Annotated in this window: 15 protein-coding genes and 1 riboswitch; of the genes, 8 read left to right on the top strand and 7 right to left on the bottom strand. The window is 63.2% G+C overall.

Annotated features, from left to right (window positions below; genetic code table 11):
- Nucleotides 1-19 precede the first annotated feature (19 nt).
- Nucleotides 20-439 carry a hypothetical protein gene (locus tag BTO02_RS31600; protein WP_075160910.1) on the bottom strand — a complete coding sequence of 140 codons (420 nt, stop codon included), beginning with the start codon at nucleotides 437-439 and terminating at the stop codon, nucleotides 20-22.
- Between the two features lie 303 nt (nucleotides 440-742).
- Between BTO02_RS31600 and gltA the strand changes: the two genes are divergently transcribed.
- The 3 genes from gltA to BTO02_RS31585 all read left to right on the top strand — a co-directional run bounded on the left by gltA (nucleotide 743) and on the right by BTO02_RS31585 (nucleotide 6308).
- Entirely contained in the window at nucleotides 743-2044 is a 1302-nt protein-coding gene (gene gltA, locus BTO02_RS31595) for a citrate synthase (protein WP_075160909.1), read from the top strand.
- 336 nt (nucleotides 2045-2380) lie between these two features.
- Nucleotides 2381-4657, top strand: coding sequence for an amylo-alpha-1,6-glucosidase (locus BTO02_RS31590; protein ID WP_075160908.1), 2277 nt, complete (start codon nucleotides 2381-2383; stop codon nucleotides 4655-4657).
- Between the two features lie 499 nt (nucleotides 4658-5156).
- The gene (locus BTO02_RS31585) at nucleotides 5157-6308 is read left to right on the top strand and encodes a porin (protein WP_075160907.1); all 1152 of its coding nucleotides are present in this window, start codon (nucleotides 5157-5159) and stop codon (nucleotides 6306-6308) included.
- Between the two features lie 271 nt (nucleotides 6309-6579).
- On the opposite strand, the gene BTO02_RS31580 is transcribed toward BTO02_RS31585, so the two are convergent.
- Nucleotides 6580-7599 (bottom strand): enoyl-CoA hydratase/isomerase family protein, encoded by a 1020-nt coding sequence (locus tag BTO02_RS31580; protein ID WP_332262271.1) that lies wholly within the window; start codon nucleotides 7597-7599, stop codon nucleotides 6580-6582.
- A gap of 398 nt (nucleotides 7600-7997) precedes the next feature.
- Here BTO02_RS31580 and BTO02_RS31575 point away from each other — a divergent pair, with 398 nt between their 5' ends.
- From BTO02_RS31575 to BTO02_RS31565, 3 genes are all read left to right on the top strand, one after another.
- The gene (locus BTO02_RS31575; RefSeq protein ID WP_075161578.1) at nucleotides 7998-8423 is read left to right on the top strand and encodes an OsmC family protein; all 426 of its coding nucleotides are present in this window, start codon (nucleotides 7998-8000) and stop codon (nucleotides 8421-8423) included.
- A 102-nt stretch (nucleotides 8424-8525) separates the two neighbouring features.
- Entirely contained in the window at nucleotides 8526-8885 is a 360-nt protein-coding gene (locus tag BTO02_RS31570; RefSeq protein ID WP_075160905.1) for a hypothetical protein, read from the top strand.
- A gap of 522 nt (nucleotides 8886-9407) precedes the next feature.
- Nucleotides 9408-9686, top strand: coding sequence for a YodC family protein (locus tag BTO02_RS31565; RefSeq protein WP_075161577.1), 279 nt, complete (start codon nucleotides 9408-9410; stop codon nucleotides 9684-9686).
- Nucleotides 9687-9746: 60 nt separating this feature from the next.
- On the opposite strand, the gene BTO02_RS31560 is transcribed toward BTO02_RS31565, so the two are convergent.
- Together BTO02_RS31560 and BTO02_RS31555 are read right to left on the bottom strand one after the other, a co-directional pair.
- On the bottom strand, nucleotides 9747-10379 hold the full coding sequence (locus tag BTO02_RS31560) for a LysE family translocator (RefSeq protein WP_075160904.1): 633 nt from the start codon (nucleotides 10377-10379) through the stop codon (nucleotides 9747-9749).
- A gap of 23 nt (nucleotides 10380-10402) precedes the next feature.
- Nucleotides 10403-10508, bottom strand: a riboswitch (ZMP/ZTP riboswitch).
- A 116-nt stretch (nucleotides 10509-10624) separates the two neighbouring features.
- Entirely contained in the window at nucleotides 10625-10942 is a 318-nt protein-coding gene (locus BTO02_RS31555) for a superinfection immunity protein (RefSeq protein WP_075161576.1), read from the bottom strand.
- A gap of 170 nt (nucleotides 10943-11112) precedes the next feature.
- On the opposite strand from BTO02_RS31555, the gene BTO02_RS31550 reads away from it, so the two are divergent.
- On the top strand, nucleotides 11113-12570 hold the full coding sequence (locus BTO02_RS31550; protein WP_075160903.1) for a M20 family metallopeptidase: 1458 nt from the start codon (nucleotides 11113-11115) through the stop codon (nucleotides 12568-12570).
- Between the two features lie 490 nt (nucleotides 12571-13060).
- Nucleotides 13061-13939, top strand: a complete 879-nt coding sequence (locus BTO02_RS31545; protein ID WP_075160902.1) for a crotonase/enoyl-CoA hydratase family protein — start codon at nucleotides 13061-13063, stop codon at nucleotides 13937-13939.
- A 67-nt stretch (nucleotides 13940-14006) separates the two neighbouring features.
- Here BTO02_RS31545 and pdeR read toward each other — a convergent pair whose 3' ends face one another.
- The 3 genes from pdeR to BTO02_RS31530 form a co-directional block, all read right to left on the bottom strand.
- Nucleotides 14007-16019 carry a cyclic di-GMP phosphodiesterase gene (gene pdeR / locus BTO02_RS31540; RefSeq protein ID WP_075160901.1) on the bottom strand — a complete coding sequence of 671 codons (2013 nt, stop codon included), beginning with the start codon at nucleotides 16017-16019 and terminating at the stop codon, nucleotides 14007-14009.
- Between the two features lie 314 nt (nucleotides 16020-16333).
- Nucleotides 16334-21043 carry a DEAD/DEAH box helicase gene (locus BTO02_RS31535; RefSeq protein WP_075160900.1) on the bottom strand — a complete coding sequence of 1570 codons (4710 nt, stop codon included), beginning with the start codon at nucleotides 21041-21043 and terminating at the stop codon, nucleotides 16334-16336.
- A gap of 130 nt (nucleotides 21044-21173) precedes the next feature.
- Nucleotides 21174-24521, bottom strand: a complete 3348-nt coding sequence (locus BTO02_RS31530; RefSeq protein WP_232243600.1) for an autotransporter outer membrane beta-barrel domain-containing protein — start codon at nucleotides 24519-24521, stop codon at nucleotides 21174-21176.
- Nucleotides 24522-24635 lie beyond the last annotated feature (114 nt).

Raw genomic sequence — 24635 nt, 5'->3', positions numbered from 1 at the left:
TGTCGAGCGCCTCGCGTTGTCAGTGCTTGCGCTTGTGCGTGGGCTTGCGATGCGCATCTTCGTCCAGCGCGCGCTCCGCGGCCTCGCCGACGAGGCCGCAGTAGTAAAGATGCACGCCGATGGCGAGCGAGTCGTTGCGGATTTCATGAAACGCCTTCCACGCTTTGGCCGGATTCCGGAATACCAGATAGTGAGCCTCCTGCGAGAGCAGCCGCGCGACTTCATGCAACCCATGCGCATGCAGCTGGTCGACTAGCTTGTCAAGGCTGCTGTGCGTGCGAGCGTCGGTGCGCGGGTACAGCATGTGCAGCACTGCGATTTTTTCGGTGGCCAGCGCCGCCGACATCGCCAGCACGATGTCCTGATGATTGAGCGCAGTGACGACGGCTTCTTCCTGCTCGCCGGTATCCGGGAAAAGCGTTTCCATATTCAGCGTCATGTTTGACATCCCTGTTCAGTTGGTTCCGAAGGTCTGCGCATGAAAACATCTCACGCCTCGCAGACGATCGGTTGCATGACTGCAGTATCGCAGACCCGTTTGCGATCCGTATCGTTCCACTGAACAAAAGATTGTTGCATTTGCAGCGCTTTCTTTCACTTTGTCGGCTTCGCAAAGGCCTTCTCGCCGATGAGTGTTTCTTTCGACGGTAATCACTGTTGCGTATATCGTCGCAAAGTTGCCGAACCCGGGCTTTAGAATGCAGGTCGACTTGCAAGCAATGGTTTGATACGAGGACCCCGAATGAACAGCTCAAGCGCACACGCAACGCTAACGTTTTCCGATAGCAACGAGAAGGTCGAACTGCCGATTTACAAAGGCTCGATGGGTCCGGATGTGGTCGATATTCGCAAGCTCTATGGCCAGACCGGCAAGTTCACGTACGACCCGGGGTTCATGTCGACGGCGTCGTGCAATTCCTCGATCACCTATATCGATGGGGACAAGGGCGAACTGCTGTATCGCGGTTTCCCGATCGACGATCTGGCGCAGAATGCGGACTTCCTCGAAACCTGCTATCTGCTGTTGAAAGGCGATCTGCCGAATCCGCAGCAGAAGGAAGCGTTTGTGAAATCGGTGGTCAACCACACGATGGTGCACGAGCAGATGCACATTTTCTTCCGTGGTTTCCGGCGCGACGCGCACCCGATGGCGATTCTCGTGGCGGCAGTCGGCGCGCTGTCCGCGTTCTATCACGACTCGCTCGACATCGCGAATGCCGACCATCGCGAAGTGTCGGCAATCCGCATGATCGCGAAGCTGCCGACGCTCGTCGCGATGGCGTACAAGTACAGCATCGGCCAGCCGTTCGTTTATCCGCAGAACGACCTGTCGTATAGCGCGAACTTCATGCGCATGATGTTCTCGACGCCGGCCGAGGAATTCAAGGTCAACGACGTGCTCGTGCGCGCGCTCGACCGCATCCTGATCCTGCATGCGGACCACGAGCAGAACGCATCGACCTCGACGGTGCGCCTGGCCGGTTCTTCGGGTGCGAACCCGTTTGCCTGTATCGCGGCCGGTATTGCCTGCCTGTGGGGGCCGGCGCACGGCGGCGCGAACGAAGCGGCGCTGAACATGCTCGAGCAGATCGGCTCGGTCGATAACATCCCCGAATTCATCAAGCAGGTGAAGGACAAGAATTCGCATGTGAAGCTGATGGGCTTCGGTCACCGTGTGTACAAGAACTACGATCCGCGCGCGAAGCTGATGCGCGAGACGTGCCACGAAGTGCTCGAGGAACTGGGCCTGCACGACGACCCGCTGTTCAAGCTCGCGATGGCGCTCGAAAAGATCGCGCTCGAAGACGACTACTTCGTGTCGCGCAAGCTGTACCCGAACGTCGACTTCTATTCGGGCATCGTGCAGCGCGCGCTTGGCATTCCGACGTCGATGTTCACCTGCATCTTCGCGATGGCGCGTACGGTGGGCTGGATTGCGCAGTGGAACGAGATGATCGCGGATCCGGAGCAGAAGATCGGCCGTCCGCGCCAGCTCTTTGTCGGTCACACGCCGCGCGAGGCGAAGCCGCTCGCCGAGCGTTGATCCCGACGAATGTAACTGGATCCGGCTGGATCCGGCTCGGGATCTACCCGGATGCGCTCGCGCGGCGAACGCATCCGTCGACCACCGGTACGCGCAAGCGCATGCAGCGTGCCAAAATCGCGCAGTCGGCACCGCGGGCACCGCGCCGATACCGCCTCTGTGCCCCCATCATTTCCCGCATTTTTTCCAGTTTCGTTTGCCGATTTGTCCGGTGCGTCCGGGTGCGACTGTGAAACCGCGCGTGCATGCTCGCAACGCAAGCGTGCCCATTTCGCGTAGACCCTCTAAAATCGGAACGATGATCGACGAGCACAGACGAGCACAGGGAGGGAGCTGATGCAGAATCCGGAAGCACTAGGTGGACTGACACATACGGAACGCGCGGATTTCGAGGAGCAGGAAGACGACGGCGCATTCATCGCGCCGGAAAATCTGAACGTGGCGAGTGCCAACCAGTCGGTCTTGAAGTCGGGCGGGACATTCATCGTCAACGATCCACTGGGCGACATTACCGGCGTCGACGATGGCTTGTTCGTCAACGATACGCGGGTGCTGTCGCAATTGCGCCTCACATTCGGCGGGCGCGCGCCGTCGCTGCTGTCGGGCAGCGTGAGCAGCGACAACACGGCGTTTACCGCGCACCTCACGAATCGTCCGCTGCCGCCTTTGGGCGGCGACATCACACCGGAAGGCGCGATTCACGTCGAGCGCGTGCGCGTGCTGTGCGGCACAGTATTGAACGAAGCGATCGAACTGACGAACTACGGCACGAATGAAGCGGTCGTGCCGCTCTCCATTTCGTTTGCGAGCGACTTCCGCGACATGTTCGAAGTGCGCGGTCTCAAGCGCCCGAAGCAAGGCACGATCGAACCGGCACGCGTCGAGAACGGCGAAGTGCTGCTCAACTATATCGGCCTCGACGACGTGTCGCGCCGCGTGCGCATCGCTTTTTCGCCGACGCCGGACAAGCTGCTCGCCGGCCGCGCCGATTATTCGGTGCGGCTGCCGGCGCAGGCCTGCCTGTCGATCTATCTGTCGGTGGCCGTCGAAGTCGAAGGCAAGGGGCGCGGCGACGCGCACGTGCCGCAGCCCACGCATTCATTCAGCGAAGCGCATACGTCGCAGATCGATACCGTGCGTCCGCGCGTCGGCCGCGCCGCGGTGCGAGCGGCACTCGTCGACGCGCACCTGATGATGCGCGAGCGGCGCCGCGCGTCGGCGCGCGTGCGTTCGAGCAATCCGCTCTTCAACGCGTGGATCGACCGTTCGCAGGCGGATTTGAGCCTGCTGACCACCGATCTCGAAACGGGTCCGTATCCGTATGCGGGCATCCCGTGGTTCTCCACGCCATTCGGCCGCGACGCGGTGATCACCTCGCTGCAGTCGTTATGGCTGCAGCCGGGGCTTGCGCGTGGCGTGCTGCGCTTTCTCGCGAAGCATCAGGCGCTCGAAGATTCGGCATTCCGCGACGCCGCGGTCGGCAAGATCATGCACGAACTGCGGCGCGGCGAGATGGCGGCAACGGGCGAAGTGCCGTTTGCGCTGTACTACGGAGGCGTCGACACGACGCCGCTATTCATCGTGCTGGCCGGCGCATACGTGACGCGCACCGGCGACACGGCGCTCGTCGACGAGTTGTGGCCAGCGCTCGAGCGTGCGGCGAAGTGGGTCGCAGGCGTCTGCGACAAGAACCGGTTCGGTCTGCTCGACTATCAGCGCGCTTCCGACGGCGGGCTCGCGAATCAGGGCTGGAAAGACAGTCACGACTCCGTGTTCCATGCCGACGGCCGCTTTCCGGACGGCCCGATCGCGCTCGTCGAAGTGCAGGCGTATGCGAGCGCCGCGTTCGACACGATGGCGCAGTTCGCGGCGTTGCGCGGCCTGACGAGCGATGCGATGCGCTACACCCAGCGCGCGACGTCGATTCGCGAGCGCGTCGAAGCGTTGTACTGGATGGAAGACCTGAATTTCTACGGCATCGCACTCGATGGCCACGGCGAGCTGTGTCGCGTGCTCGCGTCGAACGCGGGACATCTGCTCGCGTTCGGACTGCCGAAGCGCGAGCGCGGCGAAGCGGTCGCGCATACGCTCGGATCCTCGCTCTTTCATACGGGCTGGGGCGTGCGTACGCTTGCGGCGGGGCAGCCGCGCTTCAATCCGATGGCGTATCACAACGGCTCGGTCTGGCCGCATGACAACGCGCTTTGCGCGCGCGGACTCGTGCGCTACGGCGGCAAGCCGGCCGCCGTCAATCTGCTGCAGGCGCTGTTCCAGGCGGCGGTCAAGTTCGATATGCGGCTGCCGGAGCTGTTCTGCGGCTTCCAGCGACGCCGCGGCGAGCCGCCGACCGCGTACCCGGTTGCATGCCTGCCGCAGGCGTGGGCGGCCGGATCGCCGTTCATGATGCTCGAGGCGTGCCTCGGCGTAACGATCGATGCGGCGCGGCGCGAAGTACTGATCGAGCAGCCGATGCTGCCGGACGGCATCGACTGGCTCGAGATCAGCAACCTTCGCGTCGGCGACGCGACCGTGTCAATTACGTTCCGGCGCATGGACGGCAAGGTGGTCGCGTCGTCCGAGCAGAGCGACGTGCGAGTGGTCGCATTGCTATAAAGCGAAATAATGCGGTTCGATTTACGCAAAAAATGTTCTGAAAGAACGGCTGCCGGATAGCCATATTTCTCAGATTGCAATAATAATTATTGAGGAATATGGCTTCCTGTTCTTCGAATTCTTTTGATCAATGCAAAAAGAGAAACTGAAAGCATGATCAACAACTAATGAGCTATCGGTAAGCGGAATTCAGGTCCAGAGTGTATGCGGCCAGATCGCGCGAATTACGCGATCTGGCCGGATGAGCCGGAATAGCCCTTCTCGTATCGGAACTCCCGGACCGCGTTGCAGTTGCGCCACTGCTACACGTTAAAAGCTCTAATCGAAGCGTGCCGGAAGCCTGCCAAAGCTTTGCCTGACTTGCGTATTACTGTTTTATGAAAGATATACAGCTCCAATAGACGAACAGTATTGCGATATATGGCGAGATGCTTATTGCGGGTAGCTCCCTATACTTTCGTTCGCCGTTAATCCGGTTTCCACACGAAGGAGCTACTCAGTGAAGAAAATCGCCATCCCCGCGGCGGTCATTGCCGCATTCGCCGCGTCGAGCGCGCATGCGCAAAGTTCCGTGACTCTCTACGGCATCATCGATGCCGGTCTGCAATATACGAACAACGTCGTCAAAGGCGGCAGCCATGGCTCGCTGTTCCAGGCCACCAGCGGCGAAATCAACGGCAGCCGCTTCGGTGTACGCGGCTCTGAAGATCTCGGCGGCGGTCTGCACGCGATCTTCGTGCTCGAAAATGGTTTCAGCGTAACGAACGGCACGCTTGCCCAGCACAGCCGTCTGTTCGGCCGGCAAGCGTTCGTCGGTCTGGCGAGCAACCAGTACGGCACCGTCACGCTGGGCCGCCAGTACGACTCGCTGGTCGACTTCGTCGCGCCGCTGTCGGGCACGGCAGGCACGTTCGGCGACACCGGCTTCGCGCACCCGTTCGATAACGACAACCTGAACCACTCGGTTCGGATGAACAACTCGATCAAGTACAACAGCGCGAACTACGGCGGTTTCAAGTTCGGCGGCTTGTACGCGTTCTCGAACAACGACGACTTCGCCGTGAATCGCGCCTATAGCGCCGGCGCGAGCTACTCGTTCGCGGGCTTCAACGTCGCGGCTGGCTACCTGCAGATCAACGGTTCGAACAGCACCGCGAACACGGCGGGCGCGGTCGACCTCGCCGAATCGCAGTCGAACGGCACGGGCGGCTTCGTGCTCGGCGCCGACGTTCAGCGTACGGTCGGCGCAGGCATCAACTACGCGATCGGGCCGGCGCTCGTCGGATTCGTGTACACGCACAGCCAGTTCCAGGGCACGCAGTCGTTCGGTTCGGCGAACGGCCATGTGACGTTCGACAACTATGAAGTGAACGGCAAGTACGCGGTGACGCCGGCGATCAGCCTTGGAGTCGCGTACACGTACACGAATGGCCACGTGTCGGACAGCTCGACGTTCGGCTCGGATCCGAAGTGGAACCAGGTGAACCTGCAGGCAGTGTATTCGCTGTCCAAGCGCACGGACGTGTACGCCGAAGGCATGTACCAGCACGTGTCGGGCAGCAACTTCGTGGCGTTCGTCAACAACTCGGGTGGCGCGTCGTCGACGGGCAACCAGGTGGTGGCGACGATCGGTATGCGTCACCGCTTCTAGGACGCACGGTTTTCCGTACAGAAGCAACGTAAGGCCAAAACCCCGTCGGACATTTGTGTCGGACGGGGTTTTTTCTTGCTACGTCCGCCATCACCCGGTGATGTCCGCGCCGCATTGATAGTCAGTCGGCGTTGGAACGCAGGATCAGATAGGCCTTTACCTGTAGCGAGTCGATAATCCCGAAGGTGCGCGAACATCGCGAGCCGCTTCGACACAGCGTGCACGACGTGGACCACGCACATTCCGATTCGGACGCTGATCTGGCTACGGCTTAGCGCTTGCCCACTTCTTCTGTGTAGCGATTGAGATTGCGCTCGATGTCGGGGTCCTTCTGCAAGCCGCGCTTCATCAGTTCGCCGATGCGGTATTGTGCTTCGGGTCGCTGCACGGACCAGATAAACAGATTCCAGCCAGCGGCAGACTCCGCATCGGGCGGCAGGCTTGCGTAGTTCACGGCCTGCTTGATGTCGGCAAGCGACTCGCCGTCGAAGCTCGCAATGCGACGCGCCAATCTGTCCACGAAGTCGTCGAGCTGAGCGTCCGGCAGCGAGCGATTCACGTAGCCGTATTTGTCGGCCGTCTCGCCGTCGATATTGTCGGCGCCGAGCAGGACTTCCATCGCCCGGCCACGGCCGATCAGACGCGGCAGCCTCGCCATCGGACCGCCGCCGGGTACGAATCCCGCGCCCGCTTCCCATTGCGAGATCTCGAGATTTTCGAGGGCGGCGAAGCGCATGTCGCTCGCGAGCGCCAGTTCGCCGCCGACGCCGGTCACTCGCCCGCGCAGTTTTGCGATCGATATGACGCGCGACCTTGCGATCCGCACCATCATGTCCGGTATCGGATGCAGGCTGGTCGGGCCGTTGGGCAGACCAGTCGAATCCGACAAGGGCGGGATGAAATCGTAGTGAGTCAGGAAGTAGCCGGGCACGTCGCTCTGAAACACGACCACCTTGAGCTCCGGCGTCGTTTCGATCGCGTGGACCACAGCCTGCAACTGTGGAATGGAGTCAGGACCAAAGATGTTGAACGGCGGATTGTGCAACGTAGCTTGCCAATATGCCGGTGTTACGCGCCTGACACGTACCTGCTCTTGCGCGGCGCTCGAAGCGCTCGACCCAACCTTGTCGATCATGGTGCCTCCTCGAAAATGCGTTTGCACGGGGTGCGGTGCGAATCGGGAAGTCGACGCGGGTATAGAAGGAACTGCGCAACAGCGTCCATTTGCCGCGTTGAAGCGTTGCCAGTTCATCTGGGCCAGTAGGTCGGCCGGAGAAGATGTGCCGGTCAAGCGCGCACTTGCGGAAGTCCGATCGACCCGGTTTATGAACTGGTTCGGATACTAGCATCGGGCCGAAGCACGCGCTGCCACTACGCTCTCATGCTTGATCAGCAAGGGACAGCGCATCGCGTGGAGCGGGAAGCGCTATCAGGAACTTTTAACCGTGCCGGAAAAGATGGATCGGACGCGCTATGGCGTTTGAAGCGATCAGCACGGCGTCGACGCGACGTTGCGAGCTTGAGCCTATGATGAAGTTGGTCCAGGCCCGCGCCTCGGTCGAAGCGTGGCGATTGCAATGGAGGCCGTTTTCCGCAGAAGAATCCGGGCGGGATCATTGCGGACAGGCGTCGCGGCACGGCGCGTGCAACGGCACGCTCGCATCGATGAGGCAACCACAGGAGAGTGTAATGAAGCGCAAAGCATCGGCAGTCTGGCAGGGCGGTCTGCAGGACGGAAAGGGCAGCATCTCGACTGATAGCGGCGTGCTGAAAGACACGCAGTATTCGTTCTCGACACGGTTCGAAAGCGGCGTCGGCACGAATCCCGAAGAGCTGATCGCGGCCGCGCATGCCGGCTGTTTTTCAATGGCGCTATCGGCGGAACTGGGCAAGGCCGGCATCAAACCGGAGCGGATTGCGACTACGGCGACGGTCACCCTCGATAAAGACGGTGGCGGCTTTTCGCTTACCGCCTCGCACCTCGATGTCGTAGTCAAAATCCCCGGAGGCGACAAGGCCAAATTCGAAAAGGCTGCAGCGGATGCGAAAGCCGGCTGCCCAATCTCGAAGGTACTGAACGCAACGATCACGATGGACGCGAAGCTCGAGACCTGAGCGCGACCGGTATGGCGGGATGCCGCGGCAGAGGAACGACCTGTGCCGCGGCAAACCGCTTAGTGGTCGATTTATCGACTGACCAGTCATAAAAGCCGCAGTATGTCCGGACCGATCGTACCCAGGCTGCTCGCCGTCGGCTTCACGGTGACAGGCTGGGCGACGCTGCGACGCGTCGAACCGGAGCTGTTGTTTTATCTGGGGCTCGTCCGCCCGGGCGTCGTGAACACGACGCTGCAGATCAGTGCCGCGTTCGGTATTGCGGTAATCAGCGGCGTGTTCTTCGGCATCGTTCAGGGGCACGACGCGCCGCAAGCGTACGCGCGTGCGTTCGAAGGCAGCCTGAGCATCAACGCAATTCTGCTCGCGGCTTGCGTGGTGCCGAGCGTGAGGGTGGTGCGCCCTCAGCAGCGCGCGCTACGCCTTGCGCGCGAAAGTCGTGCACTGAACAATTGCGCGTGAATCGGGCAGAAACCCGCACGTGCGGAAAATATTCGTCACGCATCTAACCAGCCCTCGGTAATTACCCGTAAATAGCGCGATCTTTTTGACGGATTTCTGGCGCCGCGCGATTTATCGTGGTTCAGCAATGATCGGTCGGTTTATTGATGATTGGATTATGGGAGATTAAGTCTGCGCATTGCGAGTTAGCAAATATTATTGCACGCGTATGACATCGCACATGCAGGGAAGATTACAGGCGCGGTAGCCGCGCCCTTCAGACCCGTGTCGCAAGGGCATCAACTCTTACAGAGCGGAGAGCACGGAACTGACGGGCATCGGTGTCCCACATGCTGAACATTCGTTCTAAAATATTTTATAAGGTCACTTAATTAGCACGGGCCTCGGTATCTTTTTAGAAAAAGCTTGCTTGCGGAAAATCCGATTGATAATCTTGCGGCACTTTCAATTGATTCGACGGTAGTGCGTTTACGGCAGTGTTTGATCAGACGGCTCGACGCTTACGCTTATAACGGGGACATCATGCTGACTGCTACTCTCAAACCATTCGATACGACGCGTGCCGACCAATTCAACGTTGGCGATGTTGTCACGCTCAAGGCCGGCGGCCCGCGCATGACGGTCACTTACGCAGGGCCGGTGGCCGGTTCGGCGGCCGACCGGCTTGTCTGCCAGTGGTTCGACGAGCACGGCGAATTACGCCAGGACATTTTCGATTACGAGAACGTGCGTTGCGAGCCGCGCTCGATTCCGGCGGGCTCGGTGCAACTGCACAAGTTCATTCGGGTCGTGCTTCCGTGAGCGAGGCAAACGAGGTGCGCTTCCCTGAGCGCGCCTGTCGATAAACGGCCTGGATACGCTCTAGCGCCGCGCGTCCATGGCCATTCGCACGGCCAGACCCGTCAGCACCGTGCCCATCATCCAGCGTTGGACCACAAGCCATGTCGGCCGGCGCGCAAGAAACCCGGCAATCGAGCCCGCGGTCATCGCGACCGCCGCGTTCACGCACATGCTAAGCGCAATCTGCACGAAGCCCAGCGCGAGCGACTGGCCGAGCACGCTGCCGTGTAGCGGATCGATGAACTGCGGCAGCAGCGACAGGTATAGCACCGCGATTTTCGGGTTCAGCAGATTGGTCACGAAGCCCATCGCAAACAGCTTGCCCCGGCTGTCAGCGGGCAGTGCGCGCACCTGAAACGGCGAACGTCCGCCGGGCTTTACTGCTTGCCATGCGAGCCACAACAGATAAAGCGCACCGCCGAAGCGCAGCGCATCGTACGCGAAAGGCACGGCAAGCAGCAGCGCAGTAATGCCGAAGGCCGCAGACAACATATAGACGACGAAACCGAGCGCGACGCCGCCGAGGGAAATCAGCCCCGCCGTGCGTCCCTGGCAGATCGAGCGCGAGACGAGGTAAACCATATTCGGGCCGGGCGTCAGTGCCATGCCCAGTGCGACGAGGCCGAAAGCGAGAAGAGAGGTGTGTTCGGGCATTGCATGTCTCCGTGACAAGATCGAGGCAATGCCCAGGCGCGCGGCGATTCGCGATTCCGGCCAGCGGCGGAGTGCGGTTCGCGTTCCCCGATGGTGATCCATCTCGTAGCGCCAGTCGCGCGAACCACAAGATTATCCCATGACAACAGCTGTTGCGCGGCCCCTTGCGCGTGTCGACAGGAGGCCTATTCAGCGGTATGTCAGCCCGACAGCAGGGCCGGCGGCCGGCCCTCACTTTTCCCACTTCACTTCGACGAACGCTCGCGCGCCTTGGTGCGCGACGAGCGCAGGCGCACGCGATCGGCGAGCATCGTCGAAAACTTGCGCATGCTCACGATCTTGCGCGACTTTACGATTTCGCCAGCCACGTTTTTCGGCGGATTCGGCTGTAGCGCCCAGTAAAGCGCAAGCAGCCAGCCGAACACGGTCCAGCCGACCACGGCGTTGAAGAGCGCGATAGTCAGCAGATCGTAGCGTTTGCGCCGGTCGGCGATGATCGACGGCAGGAAATAGACTCCGAGCGCGGCGATAGCCGCGACGCCTTGTATAACGAGATTCTCCATGAGATTGCCAAGGGGGCGATGCATGACGAATGCACCATTGTCGCGCGAACGCTGCGCACGCGCAGCGCACAGCCACACCGCGCCGCATGCGGCGCGCGGCGACGCGCCCTTCGCTGCGCCGCGCATGATCGGGACTATCATGTGTTCTTTCACCGACCGGACATGCCGCGATGATTTCCGACGCCACCACGCAATCGAAACTTGACCCCACCACGCTGCGCGATTTCGTCGAGCGCAAATGGAACGACGAGATCGTGCCCGCGCTGACCGACTACATCGCCGTCCCGGCCAAAAGCCCGGCGTTCGATCCCGACTGGCAGAAGCACGGCTATATCGAGCGCGTCGTCACCGAAGCGGCGAAGTGGGCCGAAACGCAGCCGGTGCGCGGTCTGAAGCTCGAAGTGGTGCGGCTGCCGGGCCGCACGCCGGTGATCTTCTTCGAATCGCCTGCAACGCGCCCGGGCAGCACCGAAACCATCGTGTTGTATGGGCATCTCGACAAGCAGCCGGAATTCGCGGGCTGGCGCAACGACCTCGGCCCGTGGGTGCCGAAGCTCGAAGACGGCAAGCTCTATGGCCGCGGTGGCGCCGACGACGGCTACGCGATCTACGCGAGCGTCACCGCGCTCGCGGCTCTCGATGCGCAAGGCGTCGAACGGCCGCGCTGCGTCGGGCTCATCGAAACCTGCGAGGAGTCGGGCAGTTACGACCTGCTGCCGTATGTCGATGCACTGCGCGACCGGCTCGGCAAAGTCGGCCTCGTCGTGTGCCTTGATTCGGGCGCGGGCAATTACGACCAGCTCTGGCTCACCACGTCGCTGCGCGGCCTCGTTTCGGGCGACCTCGAGGTGCAGGTGCTCGACGAGGGCATTCATTCGGGCTCCTACGGCGGTATTGCGCCTTCGAGCTTCCGCATCATGCGCCAACTGTTCGAGCGGCTCGAAGACGCATCGACGGGCAATCTGCTGCCAAAGGGTTTTCATTGCCCGATACCGCCCGAGCGTCTGCGCGAAGCCGAAGCGACCGCGACGATACTCGGCGACGACGTGTGGAAGAAAATGCCCTGGGCGTGCGGTCAGGACGGCCGGCAAGTGCTGCCGACCACCACCGACCCGAAAGACGCGCTGCTCAATTCGACGTGGCGCCCGTCGCTTGCGGTGACCGGTGCGTCCGGCCTGCCGTCGCTCGCCGACGCGGGCAACGTACTGCGCCCGCGCACCGCGTTCAAGCTGTCGCTGCGGCTGCCGCCGCTCGTCGACGCCAGCAACGCTGTCAATGAATTGCAAGCGTTGCTCGAACTCGATCCGCCTTACAACGCGAAAGTCACGTTCAAGCCCGACAGCGGCGCGGCGACCGGCTGGAACGCTCCGGATGTCGCAAGCTGGCTCGGCGCCGCATTGAACGACGCATCGCGCCAGCACTTCGGCGCCGACTGTGCCTATATCGGCCAGGGCGGCACGATCCCGTTGATGAACGTATTGAAAGCGGGCTTTCCGCAGTCGCAGTTCATGGTGTGCGGCGTGCTCGGACCGAAGTCGAATGCGCACGGCCCCAACGAGTTCCTGCACGTACCGTACGGCAAGAAGCTCACGGCTTGCGTGGCCGAAGTGATCGCGGCCGCGCCGTGAACGCTCGGGTCTCCTGATCGCACGCGATCATGCACGGAGTACGTGCATCGTCGCCACGTACACCGAAATGTCGTGTCCCCGGCCGTGCCTTGCCGCGGCCGTCGTTCCTCTCGCGGCCCCTCGCGCCGGCCACCCGGCGCTATTCATTTCTTTCCGGTAATTCGAATAAAAATGCACCGGGAATATATCCGCTTCGCATTGCATAAACGGAATGAAATTTCCACAGAAAAATTGAAGCAAAGGTTCTAATGGCGTTACGCCCATCCATGCCGCGGCGGGCCTGATCGGGTAGTTCGCTGTACGTGCTCCCCCGCAATCGTTTGCGTCACGGAATGTCGGTACGAGTTACCGCAAAGTCGCGCTGGCCGGTCTGACGCGCGCACTCCATTAATTGTGCTGAAGTGTTAGCCAGCCGCTCTCGCGGGATTGTGGTCTGTTTTAGGCTCGTATAGCTCTTCCGACGTTTTATAACCTAAAAGGACCACTGGAAATGAACCTGAATAGCCATCACGCATGCCGTCCGTTCGTTGAAGCGGGCAGTCTTTCACAAATCTCGGCTTTTTACGAAGAAGAACGCAACATCATGTGGATGATGCTGCGGGCTCAACCACGGCCATGCTTCAACCTGGAACTCGTGCACGACATCCTGAGCCTCGCGCGCGCCGCGCAGGAATCAGGGCTGCCGATCGATTTCTGGGTGACGGGCTCGGTCATCCCAACCATGTTCAACGTCGGTGGCGACCTGAGTTTTTTCGCCGAAGCGATTCGCGCTGGCCGGCGCCAGGAGCTGATGGCCTACGCGCGCGCCTGTGTCGATTGCGTGCATGCGGCGGCGCGCGGTTTCGATACAGGCGCGATCTCGATCGCGATGATCGAGGGTACGGCGCTAGGCGGCGGATTCGAGGCGGCGCTCGCGCATCATTTCTTGCTCGCGCAGAACGACGCGAGAATGGGCTTCCCCGAGATCGCGTTCAATCTGTTTCCGGGCATGGGCGGCTATTCGCTCGTCGCGCGGCGCGCCGGCATGCGTCTGGCCGAAGAGCTGATCGGCGGCGGCGAATCGCACACGGCCGAATGGCACGCGGCGAAAGGACTGGTCGATCACCTGTTCGAACCGGGCGATGCGTACATCGCGACGCGAACCTTCATCGACACGCTGCGGCCGAAACTGAACGGCATCCGCGCAATGGTGCGCGCACGGCAGCGCGTGCTGCAGCTTTCGCGCTCGGAGCTGATGGAAATCACCGAAGACTGGGTCGAGGCCGCGTTCACGATCGAGGAGAAGGATCTCGCGTTCATGGAACGGCTCGTGATGCTGCAGAACCGCCGCACGGGTAACTTGCGTCATCACAACGCGAACGTTGCCTGATGCGCTTGGCCTGGCTCGTTTGAGGGGAGTTGGCAGAGGGTCTTGCAGGTCGCACGGATTGCGCCGTTCAGGCGATCAGCCGGACCTTCTGCCGGTCGACCAGCCATTGTTCGAATTCAGCAGCCGGCATCGGCTGACTGTACAGATAGCCCTGCACGTATTCGACGCCGAGGCCTTTCATAAAGAGTTCTTCGGCTTCGGTCTCGATACCTTCGGCGACCACCTGCAGTTGCAGCGCCTGAGCGACCGCTACCATCGAGCGCACGAGCGCCTGTGCTTTCCTGTCCGTGTTGATCGAGCACACGAAGCTGCGGTCGAGCTTGATTACATCGAGCGGAATGCGGCCGAGTTGCGAAAGAGACGAATAGCCCGTGCCGAAGTCGTCGAGGTGCACTTGCGCGCCGAGTTCGCGGAATTGCGTGATGAGGTCGATTGCCGCGGCTTCGTCTTCGATCAGACAGCTCTCGGTGAGTTCGAGATCGACGAGGCACGGATCGAGGTTCGCGCATTGCAGCGCCTCGCGGAAATGACGGACCACTGCGGTATCGACGAGCTGCCGCGCCGACACGTTGATCGCCACGCGCAGCGTGAGACCGCGCGCTTTCCATTGCGCGGCCTGCGCGGCCGCGGTCTGCATGACCCAGCGGCCGAGCGGACCGATCAGGCCGGATTCCTCCGCATAGCGAATGAACTCGCCCGGCATGATCTGCCCGCGCTCGGGCGAGTTCCAGCGCACGAGCGCCTCGACGCCGCACACGGCGCCTGTTGCGAGCGATAGCTTCGGCTGATAGTGCAGCGTGAGCTGTCCTTCGTCGAGGCCGCGCCGCAAGTTCGTATCGAGCCACATATACTCGGCGACCTTGCGGTTCATTTCCGGCGAGAACACGCGATAGGTACGCTTGCCGCCGTCCTTTGCAACGTACATCGCCGTATCGGCCGCGCGGACCAGCGATTCGAGGCTGTCGCCATGCTCGGGGAAGAGCGCGATGCCGATCGAGCAACCGGTGTAGACCTCGACGAGCCCGAGACTGAACGGCGTGCGCAAGCGTTCGAGAATGCGCTGCGCGGTTGCCTCGAGCGACGCGGCGGTCGCCGGCGACGACAGCACGATGAATTCATCGCCGCCCAGACGCGCAAGCGTGTCGCCTTCATCGAGGCAATCGCGCACGGTGGCCGACACGTCCTGAATCAGCCGGTCGCCGAACACGTGCCCGTAGTGATCGTTGACCTTCTTGAAGTTGTCGAGATCGAGAAACAGGATGCCGACCGAGGTGTCGGCCGCCGCACTCGCGATGGCCATGCGGATCTTGTCCTGAATCGCGTTGCGGTTCGGCAGGCCGGTCAGCGAATCGGTGTTCGCGAGTTCCGACAGACGCTCCTGCGCGCGGCGTTCTTCGGTGATGTCGGTTCCCGAACAGATCAGGAACTGCTCGTCCATGCCGCTGCCGCTTTGCACGAACTTGTTGCGAAACAGGAAGAGCCGCTCGCCGTGCACGGTGCGCACGAGCCGCTCGACTTCATAGGAGACGCCGCGATTGAAGAAGCCCGAGATATTCTGGCTCGACGCCGCGCCGGCTTCCGACGACATGAACAGCGCCCATACACTGCGCCCGATGACGTCTTCTTCCTTCATGCCTGTCAGCTCTTCGGCAAGGCGATTGAAGCGCTGGATACGGCCGTTGCGGTCGACGATCACGACCACCGAGTTCACTTCGGAGACGACCTGTTCGGCAAACGAGAGCCCATGGACGAGATCGCGCGCAACCGATTCCGTATCGTCGTATTCGGAGGCGGTCCCGGCCCATGTGCTGCTATTGAGCTTTTTCCCAACCAGATGCAGACGCAACGGTTCGCCATAGAGACGCACTTCGAGCGTCAGGTGCGACGTGACGCCGGTCAGCCTGCGAATCTGCGCGGCCTGTTGCGCGCTAAGCGCGACGGCGGCCGTGGCAGGGCCATCGCCTGTAACGGGCGACAATTCGAGCGCATTGCTGTCGCTCGACAGGCGCCAGCATGGACTATGGGTACCGAACCGTGCGTACAGCGCCTGGTGTACCTGATCGTATTGGTCGTCGTTCATGAATGAGGGTATCCGGGCAAAAATTGCCAGCTGTCCTCGCGCCGGTACAACGTAACCAGCAAAAAACGGACTCGAGCGGGCGATGGCAGACGGTCGGCGTGCGGAAAGCGGTCCCCATTGTAGCGAAGGAAGCACGGATTTCGGGCTCCGAACAGGTTAACGGTGTAGCGCAGAACATTCTTAATAGCAATAGCCAACGATGTTGCGCCGAGACAGACGTCGGCCGATTCTTGATTGCGCCACGAATCCTGAATATGCGCACTGGCTACCTGAAACAGGCCGCCGAGAGGCGACGCGCCTGCGTATCTGCGAGTTCAGCGGCGCCGCGCAAGGCACGCGCGCATCTGTTCGCGCGCGGCCGCATCCGTTTCTTCGAGGTAGTTGAATGCGTTGGCGGCTAGCGTGGCGACCGGCACGCCGTCTCGAAACAGCACGCGGTTGCCGGCGATGGCCGGCACCTTGTCGCCGGGCAGCAGCGTACCGACCAGATTGAGCGGATCGGTAGCGGCAATGCAAACGAAGGCGTGGTTGCCAGCGTCGTGCCGATCGGATGCGTCCTGCCTGCGCCGGCGCGCTTCGCGCAGCACTGGAATCGCTTCCGGCAGCGCGAACTGCTCGCCCGACAGCCCGTTCACGAAGCGTCCGCCGCGCACCTGGCCGCGTGCTTCGAGCCGTTGATAGACACGCAGCAGGTCGCGCCACGGCGGCAGCCATTGCGCTTCGCGTTCGAGCAGCCGCCAGAACACGACGCCATAGCGGCGCAGCAGCGTCAGCGCGATGTGCTCGACGACGTCGGACGGGAAAGGTGCGCGGCGCGCGGAAGAGGCGGCGCCGACACCCGAGGCCGCCGACGACCGCGCCGTCGTTGCGCTCGCAACGGTTGCCGCCGCATCGGAAACCGGCGCCTTGCGTCGCTGCACGAGCGCCCAGCGCCCCGCATCGTCCATCCCGCCGATCAGCGGCATCGCCGCGCGGCGCCGGCCGTGATGAAACGCACTGCGTTTGGCGGACGCGGGCTTGAGCAGCGCGCGCAAGCCGGCAAAACTATCGGAATGCACGAGGCCCGCCGCGACCAGTTCGCCGAGTGCATTTTCGAGTTCCACTGGAAGCAGATGCGCATCGGCCACGAGTTCGTCGAAAAACATCGCGCCGTGACTGGCCAACGCTTCGTACACGAGCTGCGCGCGCGACGAGAGCTCAAGCTGCGCGTGAGAATCGAACAACGCCTGCCACGCATTGAGATGGCGTCGCGGCAACAGTACGACAGGCGTGCTGCGCACAGGCGCGCTCGTCGTGCGCGAACGCTCGGTCAAGCGTGTCCATACGATCTTGCCCGCGCGGCACAGTTCATCGAGCAGCATCGGCGAGTAGTCGTTCATGCGCGCGGGCAGGATGTCTTCTTCCCACGCGGCGGCGCCGGCTTCGAAGCCTTCCATCTGATCGAGCACGGCTGCGAGCGCGTCGCGGCCCGTACCGCGCGTCTCCGGCGTCACGCGTTGCCACGCGAACAGGAAGCGCATGAAGTCATGGCGCTCGACGGGTTCGATCTCGCGCCTGAGCTTGCGCACCGTGTAGCGATGAATGCGCGCGAGCAGATGGCGCTCGCACCATTCTTCATCGGCCGCGTCCGGCGCGAGGCCCGGCGTAAAGCGGCCTCGCATCACATAGCCTTGCGCTTCGAGACGCGCGAGCGCCTGCGCGACGGCCGATGCAGGCAGCGCAAGCGCACGCGCGAGCGCGGGCAGCGGCAGTGGACCGAACCCCGAGAGCCGCGCGCGGACGACTTCGACGAGCGCGTCGTCTTCGTTCCATGCATCGGCGTACGCCTTCGGCACGCGCAGCTTCGGTTCGAACGGCGCGTCGGGGTAGAGTGCGCGCACGCAGCTCAGGCGTTCGACGGGTACCCACAGCGCGTCGTGCGGCGCGATGGCGAGCCGCGTCGCGTGGCCCGACTGCGCAAGCGTCGCGAGCCACGCCGGCCATCCCTCGTTCTGCTGCGCCTCGGCGGCGGTGATGCACGCGAGCGTGTTCAGCGCCTCGTGCATTTCGTCCGCACTGCGCACTTGCGGCCACGCTTGTTCGCGCACGCTCGCAATTGCGTCGGCGTCGAGTGCGCCCAGGTCGTCGGCGGACGTGGGGTCGGTCCAGCGGCGATTGAGCACCGCCTGCGTGCGGCGTTCTTCGATCGGCGCATCGTCGAGATAGGCGTATGGCTTCGCGGTCAGAATCTCGGCGGCGAGCGCGGACGGCGCGGGCAGGTCGCGCGCGATTAGCGTCACCTGCTTGCGCTCGATGCGGCGCAGCAGTTGCAGCCAGCCTTCGGTATCCATCGCCTCGTTCAGGCAGTCGTCGATGGTTTGATCGACGAGCGGATGGCGCGGCAGCTCGCGCTCGCCCGCGATGTTTTCGGCGCACGCGACCTGATCGGGAAAGATGGCCGCGAGCAGATCTTCGCTACGCATGCGCTGCAGTTGCGGCGCGGTCTTGCGGCCGCCCGTATAGCGCGGCAGCGCGAGCGACGTCGTCGCGTTCCAGCGCCACCGCACGTTGAACAGCGGCGCGTCGAGCAGGGCCTGAATCAGCAGATGCTCGGCACTCTTCGAGTTCAGATAGCGCCACACTTCGTCGAGCGCGAAGCTGTGGCTGCTGGTCAGCGAAAGAATGATCGCGTCTTCGGTCGCGGCGGCCTGCAGTTCGAAATTGAACGTGCGGCAAAAGCGCTTTCTGAGGGCGAGGCCCCATGCGCGGTTCAGGCGGCTGCCGAACAATGAGTGAATGACGAGCTGCGTGCCGCCCGATTCGTCGAAAAATCGCTCCATGACGAGCGTGTCCTGCGTCGGCAAGGCGCCCAGCGCCTGGCGCGCGCGCGCAAGATACTCGACAATCTGCCGTGCCGCGGGCTCTGAGATGCCGATCTCGTCGACGAGCCGCCCGATTGCGCGTTCGATTGCGCGTTCGATCGTGCGTCCGGCGCCGCGCTCCATGCCGTGGGGCACGCGTAGGCATTCTGCGACGGCGGTTCCCGCAAGCGGTTCATGAACAGCGAGATGCGCTTCATCCATTGCGCCATGCGCTGCGGGCGCCACATCGCGCGCAGGGCGGCGGCGCGCTGCAGGTTTCGATTCCGTTGCGTGTGCAACGACCTCCGCAGCCACGGATGCATCGCCGTCACTGCCCGCATCGTCGTCCGCCAACATGCGCTCGATCTCGCGCCGCAAGCGCGCCACGCCGAACGACAGCTCGTCGCTGCGCCCCGGCGCTTCGCCGAGCCAGAACGGAATGCTTGGCGGCTGGCCGTGCGCATCTTCGACGCGCACACGGCCGCTCTCGACTCGCAAGATGCGGTACGACGCATTGCCGAGCTGAAAGACATCGCCGGCCAGACTTTCGACCGCGAAGTCTTCGTTGACCGTGCCGACCTGCACGCCTTGCGGCTCGAGTATCACCGAGTAGTCGGCGTTTTCCGGAATCGTGCCGCCGGACGTGACCGCATACAGCTTGCCGCCGCGCCGGCCGCGCAGCGTGCCGTTCACCGCATCGCGATGGATATGCGCGGCGCGCGTGCCATGGCGCGTCGTAAAGCCTTCGGCCAGCATCTCGAGCACCGCATCGAATTGCTCGCGCTCGAGCGCCGCATACGGCGCCGCCTGGCGAAACCGCTCGAAGAGCGCATCCTCGCTCCATTCGCGGCTGCTCACTTCGGCGACGATCTGCTGCGCGAGCACGTCGAGCGGCGCGCGTGGAATCCGCAATGCGTCGAGCTCGCCGCGCCGCACGCAATCGAGCAGCGCCGCGCATTCAATCAGATCGTCGCGCGAGACGGGAAAAAGACGTCCCTTCGGCATGCCGCCCACCTGATGGCCCGAGCGCCCGACACGCTGCAGGAACGGCGCGATCCCGCGCGGCGAACCGATCTGGCAAACGAGTTCGACGTCGCCGATATCGATGCCGAGTTCAAGCGAAGCGGTCGCGATCAGCACGCGCAATTCGCCGCGTTTGAGCCGCTGCTCGGCATCGAAGCGATGTTCTTTCGCGAGGCTGCCGTGGTGCGCGGCGACCGCGTCCTTGCCAAGGCGGTCGGTCAGATGCCGCGCCGCGCGTTCGGCCATGCGCCGCGTGTTGACGAACACGAGCGTCGTGCGATGCAACGCGACCAGTTCGGCGAGCCGGTTATAGACGAGCTCCCACGCATCGTTCGACATGACGGCTTCGAGCGGCACCGGCGGAATTTCGAGCGCAAGGTCGCGTGCGCGCACATGGCCCACGTCGACGATTTCGCAGTCCGCGGGCGCATCGCTGTCGACGCTCGCGCCGCCGACCAGAAAATGCGCGACGGCGCCGATCGGCTTTTGCGTCGCGGACAGCCCGATGCGCGGCAAACGGCGACCGCACAACGCATCGAGCCGCTCGAGCGTAAGCGCGAGATGGCTGCCGCGCTTGCTGCCCGCCATCGCATGGATTTCATCGACGATCACCGTGCGCACGGTCGAGAGCATCGCGCGGCCTGACTCCGAGCCGAGCAGCACGTACAGCGATTCCGGCGTCGTGACGAGAATGTGCGCGGCGCGTTTGCGCAGCGCGGCGCGCTCCTGTTGCGTCGTGTCGCCGGTGCGCACGGCGGTGCGAATCTCGAGCGGCGGCAGGCCGCGTTCGGCGAGCTCCTGCGCAATGCCGGCCAGCGGTGCCTGCAGGTTGATACGGATATCGTTCGATAGCGCCTTCAACGGCGACACATAGACGACGAGTGTCTGGTCCGGCAAAGCGCCGCCGTTAGCGAGCCCTTCGCGCACGAGCTCGTCGAGCGCCGATAAAAAAGCCGTAAGCGTTTTACCCGAACCGGTCGGCGCGGCGACGAGCGTCGGCCGGCCGCGCCGGATCAGCGGCCACGCGGCAGCCTGCGCGTCGGTCGGAGCGGGGAAGGTTTTCGAGAACCAGCCGGCAACGACCGGGTGGAAACCGGCGAGCGCGCCGGCAGAGGAAGAGCCGGAAGTCATGCGACCGTAGGTGGGGGCGCGGCGAGCCATATCCAGAGGGCGGCAGGCCGCCCGATTGCGTCTTCAGGACGAAAGTCTCGCAGGTTTTCGGCACGCGTGCCATCGGTGGTATCGGCGTAAGGGGACGGACTGAAGCGGACAAGCTGTCGGATGCGCTCGCTCACCACGTCCAGCGCACGCCCGCATTGCCGCCGATCGTGCGTTGATGCGCGCCGCCGAGGTTCGTGAGCCAGCCGATAGTGGCGTAGACGCTAGCCGATTTCGCGAGCTGCGCAGCAATGCCTGCGCCGATCTGCGCGGCGGTTTGACCGACTTTCGTATCGATCTCCGTGCTGCCGGCAAAGGTTGCCTGATCGTCGCTGCCGAATGCGCGCAGCACGCTCACGCGCAGCCAGGGTTCGATGCGCGTGCCTGCTGCGGTGAAGCGACCCTTGAGACGCATGCCGAGGCGTCCGATCAGCGCGTTGCCGCTATAAAACGAGACGCTCGATACGCCGTCGTTGAAATCGGCGAGCGACAGGTGTTGCCAGATCAATTGGGCCTGCGGTTCGACGCTGAGCGCGCCGCCATACAGTGCGAACGGCAAGCCGCCTTCGACCGATGCGGCGATGTCGTGCCCGTGCGTCGTCGCATCGGTGCCGTCGCGCGATTGCGTCTTTATGGCAAGCGAGCCGCCCGTTAAAACCATATCGGTGTACCAGCCGCTTGCGCTTATGTGCGTCCAGTAGCCGCCGACGTTGTACGCGTCGATCGCCAGATGTCCGGCATCGAGATTCGGCGCGCCGAGTGCGAAGCCATCGACGCTGCCCGTTGCGCGCGCAAATCCGATGAAGAGGCCGTAGCGATCTCGCGCGCCGCTCGCGTTTGCGTCCGCATACAGATCGTGGCCGGCCTGCACGCCGAATGTCGCGCCATCGAATTCCGGGCTTGCGGCGCCGTCCTCGGCGAGCACGCCGTGATTGCCCCATGCGCGCGCCCATCCGGCTGGCAGCGCGCCGTAGCCGGCGAGCAAAGACTGATCGCCTTGGCGATCGTGAAACGTCTCGATCGGCAAAATGCCCAACTGTCTTGCGACACCTGAAATGGCCGCATACAACGGCACTTCGCGACGGTACAGCGGAATCGGGGCCGATCCGGCGGGCGGCGGCGCCGGCAGGGGCGGCGTACCCGCGGCCGCAACCGGCACCGCGACCACATCCGAAGGAGAGGGAGGCGGCGACGGCGGCGCACCGGGCCCGGATGGCGCAACAGGCTGCGGCAACCCCGGCTGCGGTGCGACCGTGTTGCGCAAGAACCAGTCGTTCGCAGTACCAGCCGTCACGCCCCCCTTCGCAAGGTAGTACGTATAGGCACCGGCCTTGATCGGCGCGGACAGGTGAAACGCCGAGGGATCGGTCGTCGCGCCGTTCGCCGCCTCGACCACACGAATGCCGTTCACCGCGGTCTGTGCGCCCGTGCCGCCCGCGTTTGCGACCTGCAGCACCGTCGAACCGCGTGCACTGCCGCCGTCGATGACGAGCCTGTCCGACGGCGCATCGTCGAGGCCGACGACCGTGTTCAGCGCGATCGCGCCGTCCCGTCCTGCATAGTCGCCCGCGACGCGCAGGACGTTGCCAGGCGTCGTGCCCGCCGGGCCGCCGATCCGGACGAGCGCGGCATTCGTCAATGCGCCGTTCAGATTGAATATGCCGTTGGACGCGGCGGCGAACGCGGGCAACGCATTCGCCACGGCAAGCGTGCCGTTGTTCGTCACGGCACCGTTTATCGAACCATAGCCGCCCACTGTGGAGCCGGCATCGATGTTCATCGCGCCGCCGCCGGCGAGTGCGGCCTTCGTGTGCATCGGGTCGCCGACCGCGAGCGTACCGGCCGTCACGTTCGTAGCGCCGCTGTAGGTGCTGACTCCGTTCATCAGCAGCATGCCGGCGCCGGTCTTGGTCAGCGTGCCGTTGCCGGTCACGGGCTGGGCGAGCGTCGAATCGAATGCCTGCGTATCGATCGTGCCGCCCGCTGCGCTTAGTGTCATGGTGCGTGTCGCCGCGAGGTCGAGACTCCGGTTCAGCTGCAACGTGCCGCCGTCGAATGCGAGGCGGCCCGTCGACGCGCCAAGTGCATTGTCGGCGGCAATCGCCACGACGCCGCCCGCGATCAGCGTGCCGCCCGAATAGATATTGCCGCTCGTCGCGGACGGCGCAAGCGTCAATCTGCCTGCGCCGTTCTTTTGCACGGCGCCGGCACCCTCGATCACCCCGCTATAGACGCCGTCCGCCTCCTGCGCGAAATTCACAAGACCGTTGTCGACCACGTGAAGCGGCAGATTCCCCGCATCGGCGATGATCGTTGCGCCCGCATCGATTGTCGCCGTGACCGTAGCGGGCGCATTGAGCGTGCCGGTCAGCGCGAGCGTGCCGCTTTGCACGTGCGCCGTCGAAAACGTCCCCGTGCCGCTCCAGTTCCACAGTGTGCCTTGCACGAGCAGCGTCTGGAAGTTCGTGAATGCATTATCCGCGGTGCCGTTTCCTTGCAGCGTCACGGTGTTCGTGCCAGCACCGCCATCGGCGCCGCCGACAATCGTCGAGCCGGTCTGCAGAATCAGCGCGTCGTTGCCGCCACCCATCGAAATAGCGGTGCCCATGCCGCTTTGCACGAGCCCGGCGTTGATCACGGTCGAATTGCCGTTGAGCGTGCGAATGCCTGCCGCGTGTTGCGACACGATCTGACCGCCGGTGCGATTTTCGATCAGCGCATTGAACGACGAACTGGCCGTATTCGAAAACACCGCGTCGGAGCTCTGACCTGTCGCATTGATCGAACCGGTGTTGATCAGATGATCGTTGTTGCCTTGCATATACGCGGTCGGGCTCATCGCACCGCTGGTCGACAACGTCCCGCTATTGCTGATCGTGCCGTTGCCGCCGAGTATCGATGCCGCGCGCGCGTTGGTGCCGGATGTATTAACCAGACCGGCGTTGACGAGCGTGTTGTTCAACTGGCCGGCATTCGTTTGTCCCCACGCCGCCGTCATTGCGTAGGCGTTCGGACCCGCGGTCGTGATCGCGCCGAGGTTGGTCAGCGTGTTGCCGCTGCCGTTCGCGGCCATCGCATCGTTGAAGGCGCCTGCCGTATCGATCGTGGCGCCGGCGCCGTTCGTCAACCGATTGCCATTGCCCGCGGCTAGCAGCACCGCACCGCGTTGCGTGCCGGTGCCGCCGCCGCCCGTCAGCGATAGCGAGCCGTTGCTGGTGACAGCGCTACTCTGCTCGACGCTCAACGCAATCGGGCTGCTTGCATGCACGAAGCTGCCCGATGCGCCCGGCGCAACACTCACCGAGACGTTCGTGCTGCCGCTCTGTGCGATCACGGGCGCAAAGCTGGACCCGGTACACGTGACCGACGCATTGGACAGCGGAGCGTTGCTGTTGCAAGCGGCGACCGCATGAATCGTGAGTGTTTTCGAAAGTAACAGGAGGCTGCCGATGCGTACACCGGTCACATGCTTCGTCTTCACGACCGTCGCCGTTCCATGGAACAGCCGCCATGAGCGGCGGACAAGGTTGCATCGTGTTATATGCGCTGATGCGCATGCAGGCAAAGATCGCATACCTGCACGTGGGCCGCTGCA

The organism is Paraburkholderia sp. SOS3, from assembly GCF_001922345.1.
Classification (GTDB): domain Bacteria; phylum Pseudomonadota; class Gammaproteobacteria; order Burkholderiales; family Burkholderiaceae; genus Paraburkholderia.
This window is presented reverse-complemented; position numbering and strand designations above follow the sequence as displayed.

Excerpts from the sequence above, each read along its gene's own strand:
- BTO02_RS31600 (WP_075160910.1), bottom strand. The coding sequence starts at position 439 with ATGACGCTGAATATGGAAACGCTTTTCCCGGATACCGGCGAGCAGGAA.
- gltA (WP_075160909.1), top strand. The coding sequence starts at position 743 with ATGAACAGCTCAAGCGCACACGCAACGCTAACGTTTTCCGATAGCAAC.
- BTO02_RS31590 (WP_075160908.1), top strand. The coding sequence starts at position 2,381 with ATGCAGAATCCGGAAGCACTAGGTGGACTGACACATACGGAACGCGCG.
- BTO02_RS31575 (WP_075161578.1), top strand. The coding sequence starts at position 7,998 with ATGAAGCGCAAAGCATCGGCAGTCTGGCAGGGCGGTCTGCAGGACGGA.
- BTO02_RS31570 (WP_075160905.1), top strand. The coding sequence starts at position 8,526 with ATGTCCGGACCGATCGTACCCAGGCTGCTCGCCGTCGGCTTCACGGTG.
- BTO02_RS31565 (WP_075161577.1), top strand. The coding sequence starts at position 9,408 with ATGCTGACTGCTACTCTCAAACCATTCGATACGACGCGTGCCGACCAA.
- BTO02_RS31560 (WP_075160904.1), bottom strand. The coding sequence starts at position 10,379 with ATGCCCGAACACACCTCTCTTCTCGCTTTCGGCCTCGTCGCACTGGGC.
- BTO02_RS31555 (WP_075161576.1), bottom strand. The coding sequence starts at position 10,942 with ATGGAGAATCTCGTTATACAAGGCGTCGCGGCTATCGCCGCGCTCGGA.
- BTO02_RS31550 (WP_075160903.1), top strand. The coding sequence starts at position 11,113 with ATGATTTCCGACGCCACCACGCAATCGAAACTTGACCCCACCACGCTG.
- BTO02_RS31545 (WP_075160902.1), top strand. The coding sequence starts at position 13,061 with ATGAACCTGAATAGCCATCACGCATGCCGTCCGTTCGTTGAAGCGGGC.
- pdeR (WP_075160901.1), bottom strand. The coding sequence starts at position 16,019 with ATGAACGACGACCAATACGATCAGGTACACCAGGCGCTGTACGCACGG.
- BTO02_RS31535 (WP_075160900.1), bottom strand. The coding sequence starts at position 21,043 with ATGGCTCGCCGCGCCCCCACCTACGGTCGCATGACTTCCGGCTCTTCC.